Annotated in this window: 13 protein-coding genes; 8 read left to right on the forward strand and 5 right to left on the reverse strand. The window is 61.6% G+C overall.

All coding sequences use genetic code 11. The annotated features are described in order from the left end of the window. Positions 1-21: 21 nt before the first annotated feature. From gltX to FHX10_RS27575, 4 genes are all read right to left on the reverse strand, one after another. Positions 22-1,488 (reverse strand): glutamate--tRNA ligase, encoded by a 1,467-nt coding sequence (gene gltX, locus FHX10_RS27560; RefSeq protein ID WP_063475289.1) that lies wholly within the window; start codon positions 1,486-1,488, stop codon positions 22-24. 246 nt (positions 1,489-1,734) lie between these two features. After that, positions 1,735-2,484 carry a TerC family protein gene (locus tag FHX10_RS27565; protein ID WP_047616605.1) on the reverse strand — a complete coding sequence of 250 codons (750 nt, stop codon included), beginning with the start codon at positions 2,482-2,484 and terminating at the stop codon, positions 1,735-1,737. A gap of 154 nt (positions 2,485-2,638) precedes the next feature. Then, positions 2,639-3,478, reverse strand: a complete 840-nt coding sequence (locus tag FHX10_RS27570) for an AraC family transcriptional regulator (protein ID WP_063475290.1) — start codon at positions 3,476-3,478, stop codon at positions 2,639-2,641. Positions 3,479-3,583: 105 nt separating this feature from the next. Beyond that, on the reverse strand, positions 3,584-4,264 hold the full coding sequence (locus FHX10_RS27575; RefSeq protein WP_047616269.1) for a TetR/AcrR family transcriptional regulator: 681 nt from the start codon (positions 4,262-4,264) through the stop codon (positions 3,584-3,586). Between the two features lie 152 nt (positions 4,265-4,416). Here FHX10_RS27575 and FHX10_RS27580 point away from each other — a divergent pair, with 152 nt between their 5' ends. The 5 genes from FHX10_RS27580 to xylA all read left to right on the forward strand — a co-directional run bounded on the left by FHX10_RS27580 (position 4,417) and on the right by xylA (position 11,441). Next, positions 4,417-5,631, forward strand: coding sequence for an HlyD family secretion protein (locus FHX10_RS27580; protein ID WP_063475291.1), 1,215 nt, complete (start codon positions 4,417-4,419; stop codon positions 5,629-5,631). 27 nt (positions 5,632-5,658) lie between these two features. Continuing rightward, on the forward strand, positions 5,659-7,257 hold the full coding sequence (locus FHX10_RS27585; RefSeq protein ID WP_047616274.1) for a DHA2 family efflux MFS transporter permease subunit: 1,599 nt from the start codon (positions 5,659-5,661) through the stop codon (positions 7,255-7,257). Between the two features lie 208 nt (positions 7,258-7,465). Beyond that, positions 7,466-8,491 carry a LacI family DNA-binding transcriptional regulator gene (locus tag FHX10_RS27590; RefSeq protein ID WP_047616276.1) on the forward strand — a complete coding sequence of 342 codons (1,026 nt, stop codon included), beginning with the start codon at positions 7,466-7,468 and terminating at the stop codon, positions 8,489-8,491. Between the two features lie 21 nt (positions 8,492-8,512). After that, positions 8,513-9,967 (forward strand): xylulokinase, encoded by a 1,455-nt coding sequence (xylB, locus tag FHX10_RS27595; RefSeq protein ID WP_047616278.1) that lies wholly within the window; start codon positions 8,513-8,515, stop codon positions 9,965-9,967. A gap of 163 nt (positions 9,968-10,130) precedes the next feature. Beyond that, positions 10,131-11,441, forward strand: coding sequence for a xylose isomerase (xylA, locus tag FHX10_RS27600; RefSeq protein ID WP_047616280.1), 1,311 nt, complete (start codon positions 10,131-10,133; stop codon positions 11,439-11,441). Between the two features lie 63 nt (positions 11,442-11,504). Here the strand turns inward: xylA and FHX10_RS27605 are convergent, their stop codons facing one another. Then, on the reverse strand, positions 11,505-12,536 hold the full coding sequence (locus FHX10_RS27605; protein ID WP_047616282.1) for a LacI family DNA-binding transcriptional regulator: 1,032 nt from the start codon (positions 12,534-12,536) through the stop codon (positions 11,505-11,507). A gap of 170 nt (positions 12,537-12,706) precedes the next feature. Here FHX10_RS27605 and FHX10_RS27610 point away from each other — a divergent pair, with 170 nt between their 5' ends. The 3 genes from FHX10_RS27610 (at position 12,707) to FHX10_RS27620 (ending at position 16,332) form a co-directional block, all read left to right on the forward strand. Then, on the forward strand, positions 12,707-14,233 hold the full coding sequence (locus FHX10_RS27610) for a sugar ABC transporter ATP-binding protein (protein ID WP_063475292.1): 1,527 nt from the start codon (positions 12,707-12,709) through the stop codon (positions 14,231-14,233). Positions 14,234-14,310: 77 nt separating this feature from the next. Continuing rightward, complete coding sequence (locus tag FHX10_RS27615; protein ID WP_047616285.1) at positions 14,311-15,315, forward strand: ABC transporter permease; 1,005 nt, start codon at positions 14,311-14,313, stop codon at positions 15,313-15,315. Between the two features lie 69 nt (positions 15,316-15,384). Next, positions 15,385-16,332, forward strand: coding sequence for a substrate-binding domain-containing protein (locus tag FHX10_RS27620; protein WP_063475293.1), 948 nt, complete (start codon positions 15,385-15,387; stop codon positions 16,330-16,332). The last annotated feature ends 242 nt before the right edge of the window (positions 16,333-16,574 follow it).

The following is a 16,574-nucleotide window of genomic DNA, read 5'->3' on the forward strand; positions in this document are numbered from 1 at the left end:
GTCGAAATCCTCTGACTGTTCTTACTTCGAGCCGACGAGGGCGGCGACCGCCTGTGCGGCGAGCTTCAGGCGCTGGCGTACGACGGAGCGGCCGAGGATCGCCATGGAATCGAAGAGCGGCAGGGACCGCGACGAGCCGGACACGGCGACGAAGAGCGGCGAGACCACGACCTTCAGTTTCTTGCCCATGCGGTCGGCGATCGCGCGCAGCTCCGCTTCGATCGTCTCGACATTCCATTCCAGGATCTTTTCGAGATCCGGCTGAACGGTGTTGAGGATCTCGAGGATCTCCTCCGGCGGCGACTTGATCTTGGCAAAGTCGGAAGGCTGCAGGCCGAGATCGGACTTCAGCAGGAAGCCGGCGAGATCGGGCAGCTCGCCGAGCTTGGAAATGCGTGTCTGCGACAGCCGCAGGCCTTGCTTCAGACGATCGTTTTCCATCGCCCAGGTCAGCACGCGCGCCTGGAATTCTTCTTCCGACAGCTTCTCGCGGATCCAGCGGCCGTTCAGCCAGTCGAGCTTCTGAATGTCGAAGATCGCACCGGCCTTGGAGAGGTTTTCCGGGTCGAATTTTTCGGAGAGCTCGTCTATCTCAAGCAACTCTTCGCCTTCGGCGATCTGGATGAAGAACAGGCCGAGGAAGTTCATCAGCGCTTCCGGGATGTAGCCGAGCGCCGAGTAATAGGAGATCGAGGTCGGGTTCTTGCGCTTCGACAGCTTCGACTTGTCGGCATTGCGCATCAGCGACAGATGCATGAAGACCGGCTGATCCCAGCCGAAGTAGCGATAGAGCAGGATGTGCTTCGGCACCGAAGCCAGCCATTCCTCGCCGCGCGCCACATGGGTGATCTTCATCAGATGGTCGTCGATGACGTTGGCCATATGATAGGTCGGCATGCCGTCGGCCTTGATGAGGACCTGCATGTCGACCGAATCCCACGGAATGGAGACATCGCCGTAGACGCCGTCCGTGAAGTCGCATGAGCCTTCGGCCGGAATCTTCATGCGGATGACGGTCGTTTCGCCGGCGGCCATGCGCGAGGTGACTTCCTCGGCCGTGAGGTTGAGGCAGAGACCATCGTACTTCGGCGGCTTGCCGGCGGCGCGCTGGGTTTCGCGCATCTGCTCCAGCCGAGCGGGCGTGCAGAAACAGCGGAAGGCATGGCCCTTGTCCAGCAATTCCTGCCCGTAAGGCTGGTACATTTCCTTGCGGTCGGATTGGCGATAGGGGCCGTAGGGGCCGCCGATATCCGGGCCTTCCTTCCATTCCAGCCCGCACCATTTCAGTGCGTCCAACACCTTCGTTTCGAATTCCGGGGTCGAGCGCGTCGCATCGGTATCCTCGATGCGCAGGATGAACTCGCCGCCGTGCTTCTTGGCGAAAAGATAGTTGAAGAGAGCGATGTAAGCGGTGCCGACATGCGGCTCGCCGGTCGGCGAGGGAGCGATGCGGACGCGGACGCCGGTGGCTGTCCCGGAAACTGTCATTGTGTGTGCCCGTCAATGAATGCCAAACGGCTTTCATGGGGAAAGCGACGTTCGGCCGGAAGGATGCAGATATCTTCATCGGCAAACCGGCCGGAAAAGGGCATGCGCCCGCACTCTCCGCCGATCGTCCGTTCGGCTGGCCTTAGGCCATATTCAACCGGGCGCGTCAAGAAAAACCACGTTTGCAAAGGCCTGATGGCGGCGGGTGAGGGCGCGGCGGTTCGGCCGCGCCCTCCAGCACAAGCCTCAATGGGCGGCGTCGCGTTTTCGCTTGCGGGCGTTGCGCGCGAACATATTCAGCACCTCGACCAGCGCCGAGAAGGCCATGGCGGCGTAGACGTAACCCTTCGGCACGTGGAAGCCCATGCCTTCGGCGATCAGCGTCGTGCCAATCATCAGCAGGAAGGCGAGCGCCAGCATGACGATCGTCGGGTTCCTCTCGATGAAGTTGGCCAGCGGGGTCGCCGCAACCAGCATGACGGTGACGGCGGCGACGACTGCGACCACCATGATCGGCAGATGCGGCGTCATGCCGACGGCGGTGATGATGCTGTCGACTGAGAAGACGAGATCGAGCAGCAGGATCTGGCCGATGGCCGATGCAAAGCCGGTTGTTGCCGACGTGGCGATGAAATCCTCCTGATGGTCTTCCGGGTCGACGGTATGATGGATTTCCTTGGTGGCCTTCCAGACGAGGAACAGGCCGCCGGCAATCAGGATCAAATCCTTCCAGGAGAAGCCGTGGCCGAAGGCTTCAAATAGCGGTTCGGTCAGTTGCACGATCCAGGCGATGGTGCCGAGCAGAGCCAGGCGCATGACGAGCGCAAGGCCGATGCCGATTTTGCGGGCCTTCTCCCGGTGCTCGGGCGGCAGCTTGTTGGTGAGAATGGAAATGAAGATCAGGTTGTCGATCCCGAGAACGACTTCCATCACCACCAGCGTGATGAGCGCCACCCAGGCGGCCGGATCCTGAATGAGCGTCATGATTTCCTGCATCAGCGTATATCCCTTTTGCGTCATATGGATAAATGACGCTCGCAATGTAATGACGCCGGCCTGCCAGACAAGCGCCGCAAGGGGGTATACGAAAGTGATGTGACATTTATTCCCTAGCGCAGGATGTCATAAGAAAACCGCCCGCACTCCGGCATCATGCTCTGATCGGCAACCAGATTTCGGTGACGCCCATGCCGGTATAGGGATCGAAGCGCTCGTCGTAGCGTTCGAACATGTCGGGTATCTCGCCGTGCTCCAGGCCGGATGTCGGCCACCATGCGCCAAAAATCCGGTTCATTGTCGCCGGAATGCCCGAGACATGGCCGCGATGGCTAAAGACGACGTAACGCTGGCCGGGAAGCTTGAGCGTTGCAAAATCCGCCGGCAGATCGCCAGCATCGGCGATTTCGGCTGCGGCCATATAGCGGAATTTCTCCGCTTCGCCGGTGATATGCGTGCAGATGCCGTAGGCGACGTTGCCCTTCTGGCCGGGGATATGACCGAAATGGGCATTGAACTTCTGCCAGAGGGAGGGGATGGCGGCATTGCCACCATAGGGATAGATCTCCTGCAGGCCGGCAAAGAGCATCGGCGGAAGGGTTTCGAAGCGGGGCGGTTCGAGGTCGTTGAGGTGGGCGGGGTCCATTCTGATCGGCTCCAGCAAGATAAGGTTACGGGCGTGTCCCTGTCTGCGCACCGCATCCGGCGTCATGCCGAATTGGTCGCGGAAGGCACGGGTGAAAGCCTCGTGCGAGCCGTAGCCCGCGCAAAGCGCAACCTCGAGAATGGTCGATGAACCGCCGACCAAGGCCGGCACGGCGCGGCTGAGGCGCCGCCCCCTGATATAGCTGCTGATCGAGTGGCCGGTGACGAGCCCGAAGACGCGCGACAGATGGTAGCGCGACAATCCGGCGGCTTCCGATATCTCTTCCAGCGATATATCGCTTTCGAAATGGCTCTCTATGAACCAGATCGCCCGTCCAACTGCGCTCATCCTCACTCCCCTGGTTGCGGCTTCTTCCTTAAAGAAAAGCCGGCAGCCGGGTTTGATCGCAGTTGCGGACTTTTGGCCGATGGAGGCGGGCAGTCAAGGGGGCGGTCAGTCGGTCTTGTGTCGGGGCGCACCGTAGGCGGCCATGAAGACCCGGATGGCGCCGCGGATGACGCGCTCGATTTCGTCGCGAGACGGCGGTTCTTCCATGCTTCCGAACAGCCGGAGCTTGAAGAAGCTGCCGCTGGCGAGATCGAGAAACTGGCCGGCGGCCAGATCGATGTCGTCGATCTCAAATCTGCCTTCGGCGATGTGACGCTCCAGGAAGTCGCGCATGATGGTGCGCAGGTTTTCCGGACCCTTGAAGAAGCGTTGACAGAGAACCGGCATGCGGTCGCGAACGCCGAGAACGGTGCGCATCGCGTTGATGACCTTTTCATCGGTCATATGGGTGACGAAGCTTATCCCGAATTCATACAGGCCGGCTTCGGGATCGTCATGTTCGGCAAGCGCCGTGCGCACGGCCGCCACGAAGGCGGCGCGCTCGGCCTCGATCATCGCCGAAAACAGTTCTTCCTTGTTGGTGAAATAGACGTAGAGCGTTCCCTTGGAGACACCGGCCTCGCGCGTCACGTCGTTCATGCTGGCGGCGTCGAAACCCATTTTCATGAAGACACGCTTGGCGCCGGCGAGAATCTGCTGGCGCTTGGCCGGATCTTCGCCTGCAGCAAATCGGCCTCCGGGCGCGGGAGGGCTGAAGACGGCGGCGTGGTCGGGGTTCAGCGTCATGTCTCCTTAACCGTGTTAACGGTTTCGTATTTTCTTTAAAAGAAATCGAACCGATTGGTTCTATACATCTTGATATGACGGTAAAACAGGTTTAAGTCAACTGAACCGAACCGTTCAGTTCGATTATTTACTCCAAGATCGGTAAAGTGGCCATGTCGAGCAACCAGAAGAGCAATGTCGCGCGGATTGTCAGCGAAAACGCCGAGACCGAAGAGGTCAAGGCCGAGGTCGCGGCTGTTGCGGAAGCTCCGACGGCTGAAGCCCGCGAAGTCCCTTCCACTCCCGCGCAGTCGGCGCCGGCTTCGGTCGCCGCACCTGCGGCTGCGAAGAAGCGCCGTAGCCCGGTGCTGCCGATCGTCGTGCTCGCCCTTCTCGCGGGCGGCGGCTGGTATGGTTATGAATGGTGGACGAACGGCCGCTTCATGGTGTCGACCGACGACGCCTATATCGAGGGCGATATTGCAACGATTTCGCCGAAGGTCACGGGCTACGTCGCGAAGGTGAATGTTGTCGCCAACCAGGAAGTCAAAGCGGGCGACGTGCTTGCCACGCTTGATAACGGCGACTATCAGAACGCCCTCGACCAAGCCCAGGCCCAGATCGCCACCGAACAGCTTTCGCTGCAGCGTATCGACGCGCAGATCGAAGGCGCCAATGCGAGCCTCGTGCAGGCGCGGGCGCAGAAGGTGGCACTCGAAGCGGCCGTTCGCGGTGCTGAGATCACCCAGAAGCGCCAGAGCGAGCTTCAGGCGAAGTCGGTCGGCACTGCCGCCGATCTCGACAACGCCAACATCGCTCTCGATCAGGCCAAGGCCAATCTTTCCGGCGGCGATGCCAACATCGTGGTTGCGCAGGCCAATGTCACCATTCTCCAGGCCCAGCGCAAAGAGGCCGAAGGCTCGGTCCGTTCGCTCGAGATCTCGCGCGACAAGGCTGCCCGCGACCTTTCCTTCACCGTGCTGAAGGCGCCTTATGACGGCATTGTCGGCAACCGCTCGGTCCAGGAAGGCGATCTCGTCTCGCCCGGCCAGCGCCTGATGGCGCTCGTTCCGGTGCGCCAGCTCTATATCGACGCCAATTTCAAGGAAACGCAGATCCAGCATCTGGTGGCGGGATCGAAGGTTAACGTGCATGTCGATGCCTATAGCGATCATCCGATCGTCGGCACCGTCGAATCGATCTCGCCGGCATCCGGCTCGGTCTTTTCGCTGCTGCCGCCGGAAAACGCCACGGGCAACTTCACCAAGGTGATCCAGCGCGTGCCGGTGCGCATCGCGCTGCCGCAGGATGCGCTCGATAGCGGCCGTCTGCGCGCGGGCCTGAGCGTCGTCGTCGATGTTGACACCCGTACGGCGCCGAGCAAGTAAGCCTTCAGGAAAGGCAGAGGTGATCTGATGGCCGGCAGCGCGACAGCAACGGCGGGGACGATGCCGGCGGCACCCGCCCATGCCGACGAGCGCATGGACCCGAAGAAGCTCATCGCCTTCTTTGCGATGGTGCTCGGCATGTTCATGTCGATCCTCGACATCCAGATCGTCTCGGCCTCGCTTGCGGAAATCCAGGCCGGCCTTTCGGCCGGCAGCGACGAGATCGGCTGGGTGCAGACGTCTTATCTGATCGCCGAAGTGATCATGATCCCGCTATCCGGCACGCTGGCGCGCATCATCTCGACGCGTTATCTCTTCGCGATCTCGGCTGCCGGCTTCACCATGGCGAGCGCGCTGGCGGCGACGGCGACGAATATCGACCAGATGATTGTCTACCGCGTCATTCAGGGCTTCATCGGCGGCGGCATGATCCCATCGGTCTTCGCGGCCGCCTTCACCATCTTCCCGCCGTCGAAGCGCAGCATCGTCTCGCCGATCATCGGCCTGATCGCGACTTTGGCGCCGACCATCGGCCCGACCGTCGGCGGCTACCTCAGCCACGCCTTCTCCTGGCACTGGCTGTTTCTCGTCAACATCGTGCCCGGCATCATCGTCACGATCGTCACCTGGAACTTCATCGATTTCGACAAACCGGAACTGTCGCTCTTCAAGAAGTTCGACTGGTGGGGTCTGATCTCGATGGGCGTCTTTCTCGGCGCGCTGGAATATGTGCTCGAAGAGGGCAATTCGAACGACTGGTTCAACGACAGCTCGATCACCATAGCGGCGGTCGCTTCCGGCGCTGCCGCGATCATCTTCTTCTATCGCGCCTTCACGGTGGAATTCCCCGTCGTCGACCTCAAGGCCTTTGCGAACCGGAATTTTTCCTTCGGCTCGGTCTTCTCCTTCGTCATGGGTATCGGCCTCTATGGCCTCACCTATATCTATCCGGTCTATCTCGGCCGCATCCGCGGCTATGATTCGCTGATGATCGGCGAGACGATGTTCGTCTCCGGGCTTGCGATGTTCTTCACCGCGCCGATCGCCGGCCGGCTGTCGACCAAGATGGACCTGCGCCTGATGATGGTGATCGGCTTCGTCAGCTTTGCCGCCGGCACCTTCATCATGATGCATCTGACGGCGGATTGGGATTTCTACGAACTCTTCATCCCGCAGATCCTGCGCGGCTTCGGGCTGATGATGTGCATGGTGCCGATCAACAACATCGCGCTCGGCACGATGCCGCCTTCGCGCATTCGCGGCGCGTCCGGCCTGTTCAACCTGACCAGAAACCTCGGCGGCGCCGTCGGCCTTGCCGTCATCAACACCGTGCTCACCAACCGGCAGGACGTGCACTACGAGCGGCTGCGGGAGAATATGGATTGGGGCAATCCGGCGGCGGTCGACCAGATGAACAACATGGCCGCCAATTTCAACACCTACGGCATGGATGGCGCCTCGGTCGCAGTCAAGCAGATGGTCGGCCTTGCCACCAAGCAGGCGATCATTCTCTCCTTCAGCGACGTATTCCTGATCCTGACCGCGCTTTTCCTGGCGATGATCCTCGGTGTCGCCATGATCAAGAAACCCGCGCCGCAAGGCGGGGGAGGCGGTGGCGGCCACTGACCTCCGGCCTGCCGCCCCTTGAAAAGGCCCTCTTCGGAGGGCCTTTTTGTTGCTGTTTTCCGGCCGTCGTGTCATCAGGCGAATGATCGCCGGTCGGATCGATCCGAATCGGGTAGGCCATGCCGGAAAACCACGCGGAAACCGGCCCGTTCGATTTTTTGATTTACGTACATCAAAATTGGCGCTAATGGTCTCGTCAGGAGGAATGATGAGACCAACCGTTCACGATATCGCCGCCGCCGCCGGTGTCAGTCTGGCGACTGTCGACCGGGTTCTCAACCAGCGGCCCGGTGTGCGCCACGTCACGCGGGAAAAGGTCGAGACCGCGATCCGCGAGCTCGGTTATGTCAGAGACGTCGCCGCCGCCAATCTTGCCAAAGGGCGCACCTATCCGCTGGTCTTCATCCTCCCGGCCAGCGACAACTCCTTCATGCACGGGCTCAATGCCGAGATCCGCCAGGCAGTCCTCCGATCGTCGGCCGAGCGCACCGATATCCGCACGATCGAGGTGCCGGCCTTCGATCCCGCAGCGCTTGTCTCGGTGCTCGAGGAGCTTTCCCGGGAAAAGCCCTGTGGCATCGCACTGGTTGCGACCGATGCGCCTGGCGTGCGCGCCGTCGTCGACAGGCTGGTGCGCGAGCGTTTTCCCATCGTCACCTTGGTTTCCGATCTCACCGGCTCGCTGCGCCATCACTATGCCGGCGTCGACAATATCGCCGCCGGGCGCACGGCGGCTCGCCTGCTCGGCCGATTCCTCGGACCGAAAAAAGGCGAGATTGCCGTGCTTGCCGGCTCCATGCTGGTGCGCGACCATCGCGAGCGGCTGGAGGGCTTCACCGCCGTCATGGCCGAGGAATTTCCCGATCTGGCGATTCTGCCAGTCCTCGAAGGCCGCGACGACCCCGAGATCGCCCATATGCTCGTTGCCGACGCGCTTTCCAGGAATGCCGGCATCATCGGCGTCTACAGCCTTGGCGCCGGCAATCGCGGCCTCATCCGGGCGTTGAAGGAGAAGGCCGTCGATCGCGTGCTGACGGTGATTGCCCACGAACTGACCGCCCACACGCGTGCAGCCCTGATCGACAATACGATCGATGCGATCCTCAACCAGGACGCCGGCCACGAGGTACGCAGCGCGATTCGCGTGCTGAAAGCCAAGGCGGACGGGCTGGCCGTCATCGAGGCGCAGGAGCGCATCCGCCTCGACATATTCCTGAAAGACAATCTGCCGTAACGGCAAAGGGAGAAATACCACATGTATCTGGGTCTCGATCTCGGAACCTCCGGCGTCAAGGCGATGCTGATCGATGGTGATCAGAAGATCGTCGGCTCGGCCAATGGTTCGCTCGACGTCTCGCGTCCGCATTCCGGCTGGTCGGAGCAGGAGCCAGCCCACTGGGTGCGGGCCACCGAGGAGGCTGTCACCGGCCTCAAGGCGAAACATCCGAAAGAGTTCGCCGCGGTCAGGGGCATCGGCCTTTCCGGCCAGATGCACGGGGCGACGCTCATCGATGCCAGCGATAAGGTCCTGCGGCCCTGCATCCTCTGGAACGATACGCGCAGCTATGTAGAGGCCGCGGCGCTCGATGCCGATCCGCGTTTTCGCGCGCTGACCGGCAACATCGTCTTCCCGGGCTTCACGGCGCCGAAGCTCGCCTGGGTCCAGAAGCATGAGCCCGATGTCTTCGCCAAAATCGCCAAGGTGCTGTTGCCGAAGGACTATCTGCGTCTTTGGCTGACCGGCGAATATATTTCGGAAATGTCGGATTCGGCCGGCACGTCCTGGCTCGACACCGGCAAGCGCGCCTGGTCGTCGCAACTGCTCGCCGCCACCAACCTTTCCGAGGCGCAGATGCCGGCGCTTGTCGAAGGCACCGCGCAGGCCGGCAAGCTGCGGTCTGAACTGGCGGCGCAATGGGGTATTTCCGGCGATGTCGTCGTTGCCGGCGGCGCGGGCGACAATGCAGCCTCGGCCTGCGGCATGGGCACGGTCAGCGATGGCGCCGCTTTCGTCTCGCTGGGCACGTCGGGCGTGCTTTTTGCCGCCAACGGTTCCTATTTGCCGAAACCGGAAAGCGCCGTGCATGCCTTCTGCCACGCGCTGCCGAACACCTGGCACCAGATGGGCGTCATACTGTCGGCGACCGATGCGCTCAACTGGCATTCCGGCGTGACCGGCAAGTCGGCCGCCGATCTTACCGGCGAACTCGGGGAGACGCTGAAGGCGCCCACCGGCGTCACCTTCCTGCCCTATCTCTCCGGCGAGCGCACGCCCCACAACGATGCCGTCATCCGCGGCGCCTTCATCGGCCTCGAACATGAAAGCAGCCGTGTCGTGCTCACCCAGGCGGTGCTCGAAGGCGTCGCCTTCGCCATTCGCGACAATCTCGAAGCCCTGCGTTCGGCCGGCACCGGCATATCCCGGGTCACGGCAATCGGCGGCGGGTCGCGCTCGCGTTACTGGCTGGCCTCGATTGCGACCGCGCTCGGCGTTCCCGTCGACCTGCCGGCCGACGGCGATTTCGGCGCCGCCTTCGGTGCAGCCCGCCTCGGCCTGATCGCGGCAACGCGGGCAGATCCCATTGCCGTCTGCACGCCGCCGGTAACGGCCGGAACGATCGAGCCGGTGTCGGCGCTGAGCGGCGCTTACGAGGATGCCTACAAGCGCTATCGGGCGCTCTATCCGGCGATCAAGTCGCTGGCGCATTGAGATCGAGGCGCCCCCTCACCCTACCCTCATTCGAGGGAGCCGCGACGTTGCCACAAGTTTCTTCTCCCCGCCGGGGAGAAGGTGCGGCAGGCGGATGAGGGGGCCTCTGGCATAGACTAACAATTCAGAACTTCGAAAAGATACGAACCCAAGGAGACCCAACATGAGCACCGGATTTTTCGGCGATATCCAGAAAGTGAAATACGAAGGCCCCGACAGCACCAATCCGCTGGCCTTCCGCTATTACCAGCCGGACGAGATCGTCATGGGCAAACGCATGGAAGACCATCTGCGCTTTGCGGTGGCCTATTGGCACACCTTCACATGGCCGGGCGGCGACCCCTTCGGCGGCCAGACCTTCCTGCGTCCCTGGTTCGAGGACACGATGAAGGCCGCCAAGCTCAAGGCCGACGTCGCCTTCGAATTCTTCTCGCTGCTCGGCTCGCCCTACTACTGCTTCCATGACGCCGACGTGCGTCCGGAGGGCAAGAATTTCGCCGAGAACACCAAAAACCTCAACGAGATCGTCGATTATTTCGCCGAGAAGCAGGCCGCAACCGGCACCAAGCTGCTCTGGGGCACGGCGAACCTCTTCTCTCACCGCCGTTACATGTCGGGTGCGGCGACCAATCCGGATCCAGATGTCTTTGCTTTCGCAGCCGCGACGGTCAAGACCTGCATCGATGCCACGCAGAAGCTCGGCGGCGAAAACTACGTGCTCTGGGGCGGCCGCGAAGGTTACGAGACGCTGCTCAACACCGATATCAAGCGCGAGCTCGACCAGCTCGGCCGCTTCCTCAACCTCGTCGTCGAATACAAGCACAAGATCGGCTACAAGGGCACGATCCTGATCGAGCCGAAGCCGCAGGAGCCGACCAAGCACCAGTACGACTATGACGTCGCGACCGTCTACGGCTTCCTCAAGAAGCACGGCCTTGAAAACGAGGTGAAGCTCAATATCGAGCAGGGCCACGCAATTCTTGCCGGCCACTCCTTCGAGCACGAGCTGGCGCTTGCCAATGCGCTCGGCATCTTCGGCTCGATCGACATGAACCGCAACGACTACCAGTCCGGCTGGGATACCGACCAGTTCCCGAACAATGTTCCCGAAATGGCGCTGGCCTATTATCACGTTCTGGCAGGCGGCGGCTTCAAGACCGGCGGCACCAACTTCGACTCGAAGCTTCGCCGTCAGTCGCTCGACCCGGCGGATCTACTGATCGGCCATATCGGCGGCATGGATTGCTGCGCCCGCGGTCTGAAGGCCGCTGCTAAGATGATCGAGGACAAGGCTCTGTCGCAGCCGCTCGCCGATCGTTATGCCGGCTGGGAATCCGCCGAGGCGCAGAAGCTCTTCCGCGGCGAGTATTCGCTGGATGAGATCAGCCATTATGTCGAAAGCCACGACGTCAACCCGCAGCCGAGATCCGGCAAGCAGGAGCTGCTGGAAAACGTCGTCAATCGTTACGTCTGATAAAGCGCGCCGGCGGTCATCGGCCGCCGGCGCAGCCCTCTCCGGCCGGAAGCCTATATGGATTTACCGTTTCAACCAGTTGCGCGACGGCGCCGAGACGGAGTTTCGAACCACCAGATCCGGCCTCAGCAGGATTTCCGTTTCGGTCGGCCGGCCATCGGACAGCAGTTCCAACAGCAGCGCCATTGCCTGTTTGCCGATTGCCGTTCTCGGCTGGCGGATCGTGGTCAGTGGCGGGGATATGAAGACGGCCTGCGGCACGTCGTCGAAACCGGTCACCGAGAAATCCCGCGGAATGTCGTAACCCCGCGCGCCGAGCCCGACCATGACGCCGATCGCCGTCTGGTCGTTGACGCACATGAAGGCTGTGGGAAGCGTGTCACGCATGAAAAGCTGTTCGACCGCATGCCGCCCGCTTTCGATCGTGCCGTCGCCTTCGAGCACGATCCTCAAGTCGGGCGGGATGCCGGCGGCGTCGAGACCGGCATCGTAACCCATGCGGCGCCTGGTATAGGCAAGCCGGGTGCGTGAATCGCCGATGAAGGCGATCTTGCGATGCCCTTCGGCCAGCAGCAGATCCACCGCTTTCCTGGCGCCTTCGGTATCGTCGACACCGACATAGGGAATGCCGCCGTTGAAGACAGGCTCGAAAACGCCGACGCTCGGCGGCAGCCGCGCGGTCATCGTCTGATGCCCGAAGGGCAGGATGCCGGTGAAGAGGATCAATCCGGCCGCCTGGTTGGAATTGAAGAATTTCAGATATTCGAGGCCGCGCTGGGCGTCGTTCTGCGTGTGGCCGATCAGGATGCCGTAGCCATGCGCGCGCGCCTCGTTCTCCAGCCCGACGAGAATGTTGGAGAAATTGGGATCGCCGATATCCGGCGCCACCACCAGGATCATGTTGGAGCGGCCAAGCCTCAGGCTGCGCGCCATCGCATTGGTCGTATAACCGGTGATGGCGATCGCCTGGTTGACCTTGAGCCGTGTGGAGTTGGCGACCTTCTCGGGCATATGGATCGCCCGGGACACCGTCGCGATGGAGACCTCGGCGATCCGGGCGACGTCTTCGATGGTTGCGGGCGTGGAATTCGACACTGGGCTCTGCCTTGGGGCTGTCTTCGCCGAGACACTACACAGACTTGTCGAGAGGTCAAAGGCAGGCTTCAACTGATCTGTGTAAATCAACGATGTAAACCTTTACACGATGTATGTAAAGGTTTACATAGGGTCCAGAGCGGATGGAGAGCCGCTTTGGGGAGGATCAGATGACCGTGGAAGCCGCCGACACCGCACCCGTGGTGCTGTCCGCCAGGCGCATATGCAAATCCTTCAGTGGGGTGCAGGTCCTCTTCAGCGTGAACTTCGATCTTCGCGCCGGCGAAATCCATGCCCTGATGGGTGAAAACGGGGCCGGCAAATCCACGCTTGTCAAGGTATTGTCCGGTTTCGAACAGCCGAGTTCCGGCGAGATCCTGCTCGACGGCAAGCCCGTCGTCCTGCCGCCCAATGGTGCTGCCGAGGCGCTCGGCATCGTCATCATTCACCAGGAATTCAACCTCGCCGACCACCTGACCGTAACGGAGAGCCTCTTCCTCGGGCGAGAAGTCACGCGCTTCGGTGTGCTCGACCGCAAATATATGCGGTCGGAGACCCGCAAGGTTCTCGACGTGCTCGGTTCGCATGTCGACGAGAACGCATTGATCAGCACGCTTTCCATCGCCGACAAGCAGATGGTCGAAATCGCCAAGGCGATCAGCCGCGATGCGCGGGTGGTGTTCATGGACGAGCCAACCGCGGTGCTGTCGCGGGAAGAGACCAGCATGCTCTTCAAGCAGGTTCGCAAGCTGCGCGACCAGGGCACGAGCTTCGTCTTCGTGTCCCACAAGCTCGACGAGGTGATGGAATTGACCGACCGCGTCACCGTGCTGCGCGACGGCCAATGGATCAAGACGTCGCCGACGTCCATTCTGGACGGGGAATCGATCGCCCAGCTGATGGTCGGCCGCGAACTTTCCAGCCTCTATCCCGCCAAGGTCGAGCCCGATATCGACGAGGAGGTCGTTCTCAGCGTCGATTCGGTGTCGACCGGTTATGTGAAGGATGCGAGTTTCGAGGTGCGCAAGGGCGAAATTATCGGTTTCTCCGGCATGATCGGCTCCGGCCGCACCGAACTGATGGAAGCGATCGCCGGATTGCGGACCCGTCTCGAGGGCGAGGTGGTCATCAAGGGCGAAACGGTTCCCTCCGGCGACGTGCATGCCGCCAATCGCTGCGGGCTCGCCTATATGACCAAGGACCGCAAGTCGAAGGGCCTGCTGCTGCGCTCCGGCATGGTGACCAATCTGACGCTGCAATCGCTCGGAAGGCATGCGCGTCACGGCTATCTCAGCCCGGGAAGCGAGGCGGCCGCCATGGCAAAGGCCAAACGCCGCTTCGACATCAGGGTTCGCGACGGCAATATCGTCGCCGGGCGCATGTCGGGCGGGAACCAGCAGAAGCTGCTGCTGGCCAAGGTCATGGAGACCGATCCTGATATCATCATCATCGACGAGCCGACGCGCGGCATCGATGTCGGCACCAAGCAGCAAATCTATCATTTCATTTCGGCGCTCGCCCGGGACGGGCGGTCGATCATCGTCGTGTCGTCGGAGATGCCGGAGGTTATCGGTCTCTGCACCAGAGTGGCGGTGATGCGCGAAGGGCGTATCGTCGGCATGCTCGAAGGAGACGAGATTTCCGAGCAGGAGATCATGCGTTACGCCGCCGGGCTCAAGAAGAAGGCGGCCGCCTGAGGCTGAAGCAGGGCTTCGCCGATCAGGACGACAGATAAGATGCCCAGAAAATATGGGACGGGAGGTTGGTTTTGGAAATGAGTGTCAACGAGGAGACCAGGGAAATCCGGCGCCGATCCTGGCGGGATGTCGACCTGCGTGCGGTCGCGCCCTTTGTCGCCCTGGCCCTGCTCCTGATCGTCGGAGCCCTGGTCAATCCCAATTTCATCGGCATCACCAACCTTGCCAATGTCGCGACGCGTAGCGCCTTCATCGCCATCATCGCGGTCGGCGCGACCTTCGTGATATCAGCGGGCGACCTCGATCTGTCTGTGGGCTCCATGGTGGCCTTCGTCGCCAGCCTGATGATCCTGCTGATGAATTCGGGCGCCGTCGAAAACCCGGCTTTGATGCTGACGGTCGCGGTCGCCTTCACCATCGTCGCCGGCGCGCTCTGCGGCCTGGCAAACGGCCTGATCACCACAGTGGGCAAGATCGAGCCGTTCATCGCGACGCTCGGCACGATGGGCATCTATCGCGGCCTGACGACATGGCTGTCGCAGGGCGGCGCCATCACGCTTCGCTCCGCCGATATCCAGACGCTCTATCGTCCTGCCTATTTCGGCAATATCGCCGGCGTGCCGATACCGATCGTGGTGATCCTGGCGGTGACGGCGGTTGCAGCCTTCATCCTCTATCGCACCCGCTACGGGCGCCATGTCGTCGCAGTGGGATCGAACAGCGATGTCGCCCGCTATTCGGGCATCGCGGTCAACCGCGTCAGGACGATTGCTTTCGTCATCCAGGGACTGTGCGTAGCCATTGCCGTGCTGCTCTACGTTCCGCGTCTCGGCTCGACCTCGGCGACGACGGGCATCCTGTGGGAGCTGCAGGCGATCACCGCCGTCGTCGTCGGCGGCACGGCGCTCAAGGGCGGCGCGGGCAGGGTCTGGGGCACGATCTGCGGCGCCTTTATTCTCGAACTCGTCGGCAACATCATGCTGCTTTCGAATTTCATCAGCGAATATCTGATCGGCGCCATCCAGGGTGCGATCATCATCATTGCCATGTTCGTCCAGCGCTCGCTGGTGCGCAAATCATGAATTGACCGGGCTGACAGGGCGTCCGGTCCCGATATGGAAAAGTCCCTGAAGTTAGTGGGAGGAAATAGCATGCGTAGATTGATGTTGGGTCTCGCGGTTGCGGCGGTGACGTTCGCCGGCGCCGCTCACGCCCAGGACAAGAAATTCACCATCGGCGTCTCCATTCCGGCGGCCGACCACGGCTGGACTTCGGGCGTGGTGTTCCATGCCGAGCGCGTCGCCAAGCTGCTGATGGCCGAACATCCCGGTCTCAACGTCATCGTCAAGACCTCGCCGGATGCCGCCAGCCAGGCGAACGCCGTGCAGGATCTCGATACGCAAGGCATCGACGCCCTCGTCATCCTGCCGTCGGATCCGGATCCGCTCGTCAACGCCATCAAGGAAGTCAAGGGCAAGGGCAAGTTTGTCGCCCTCGTCGACCGTGCGCCGAGCAACAACGACAATTCCGTGCGCGACCTCTATGTCGCCGGCAACAACCCGGCTCTCGGCGAAGTCGCCGGCAAATACATCAAGGACAACACGCCTGATGCCGAAGTGGTCATCATCCGCGGTCTGCCGATCCCGATCGACCAGCAGCGCCAGGATGGTTTCGACAAGGGCATTGCCGGCTCGAACGTCAAGGTTCTCGACCGCCAGTACGGCAACTGGAACCGCGACGATGCCTTCAAGGTCATGCAGGACTACCTGACGAAGTACCAGAAGATCGACGTCGTCTGGTGCCAGGACGACGACATGGCCGTCGGCGTTCTGCAGGCGATCGAGCAGGCCAAGCGCACCGACATCAAATATGTTGTCGCCGGTGCCGGCTCCAAGGATATGGTCAAGAAGGTCATGGACGGGGATAAGCTGATCCCGGTCGACGTCCTCTATCCGCCGGCAATGGTCGGCACGGCGATGGAACTGACGGCGGCAGCCCTTTACGATCAGGTCCCGGTTCACGGCAGCTATATCCTCGACGCGACGCTCGTCACCAAGGAAAATGCCAAGGACTTCTACTTCCCGGATTCACCGTTCTGATCCATCGATTGGAGACATGCGCCCATTCGTAAGGATGGGCGCATTTTTAATGCTTCCACACAGTGTGCGGCCGAAAATGCTGCACGTACCTCTTGCCCGCCAAAGCCCATCATGATTAGCTCGCGGCCATACCGCATATGGCTTTGCGCCAAATCCGCTGGCAAGGGCGAGGAGGCGCCTTGCGCCCGCAAAATAGCGTGCTACAACACTTCAGAAACGTTTACGGTCCATATTCAGGGAGG

The organism is Rhizobium sp. BK591 (assembly GCF_014195045.1).
Classification (GTDB): domain Bacteria; phylum Pseudomonadota; class Alphaproteobacteria; order Rhizobiales; family Rhizobiaceae; genus Rhizobium; species Rhizobium anhuiense.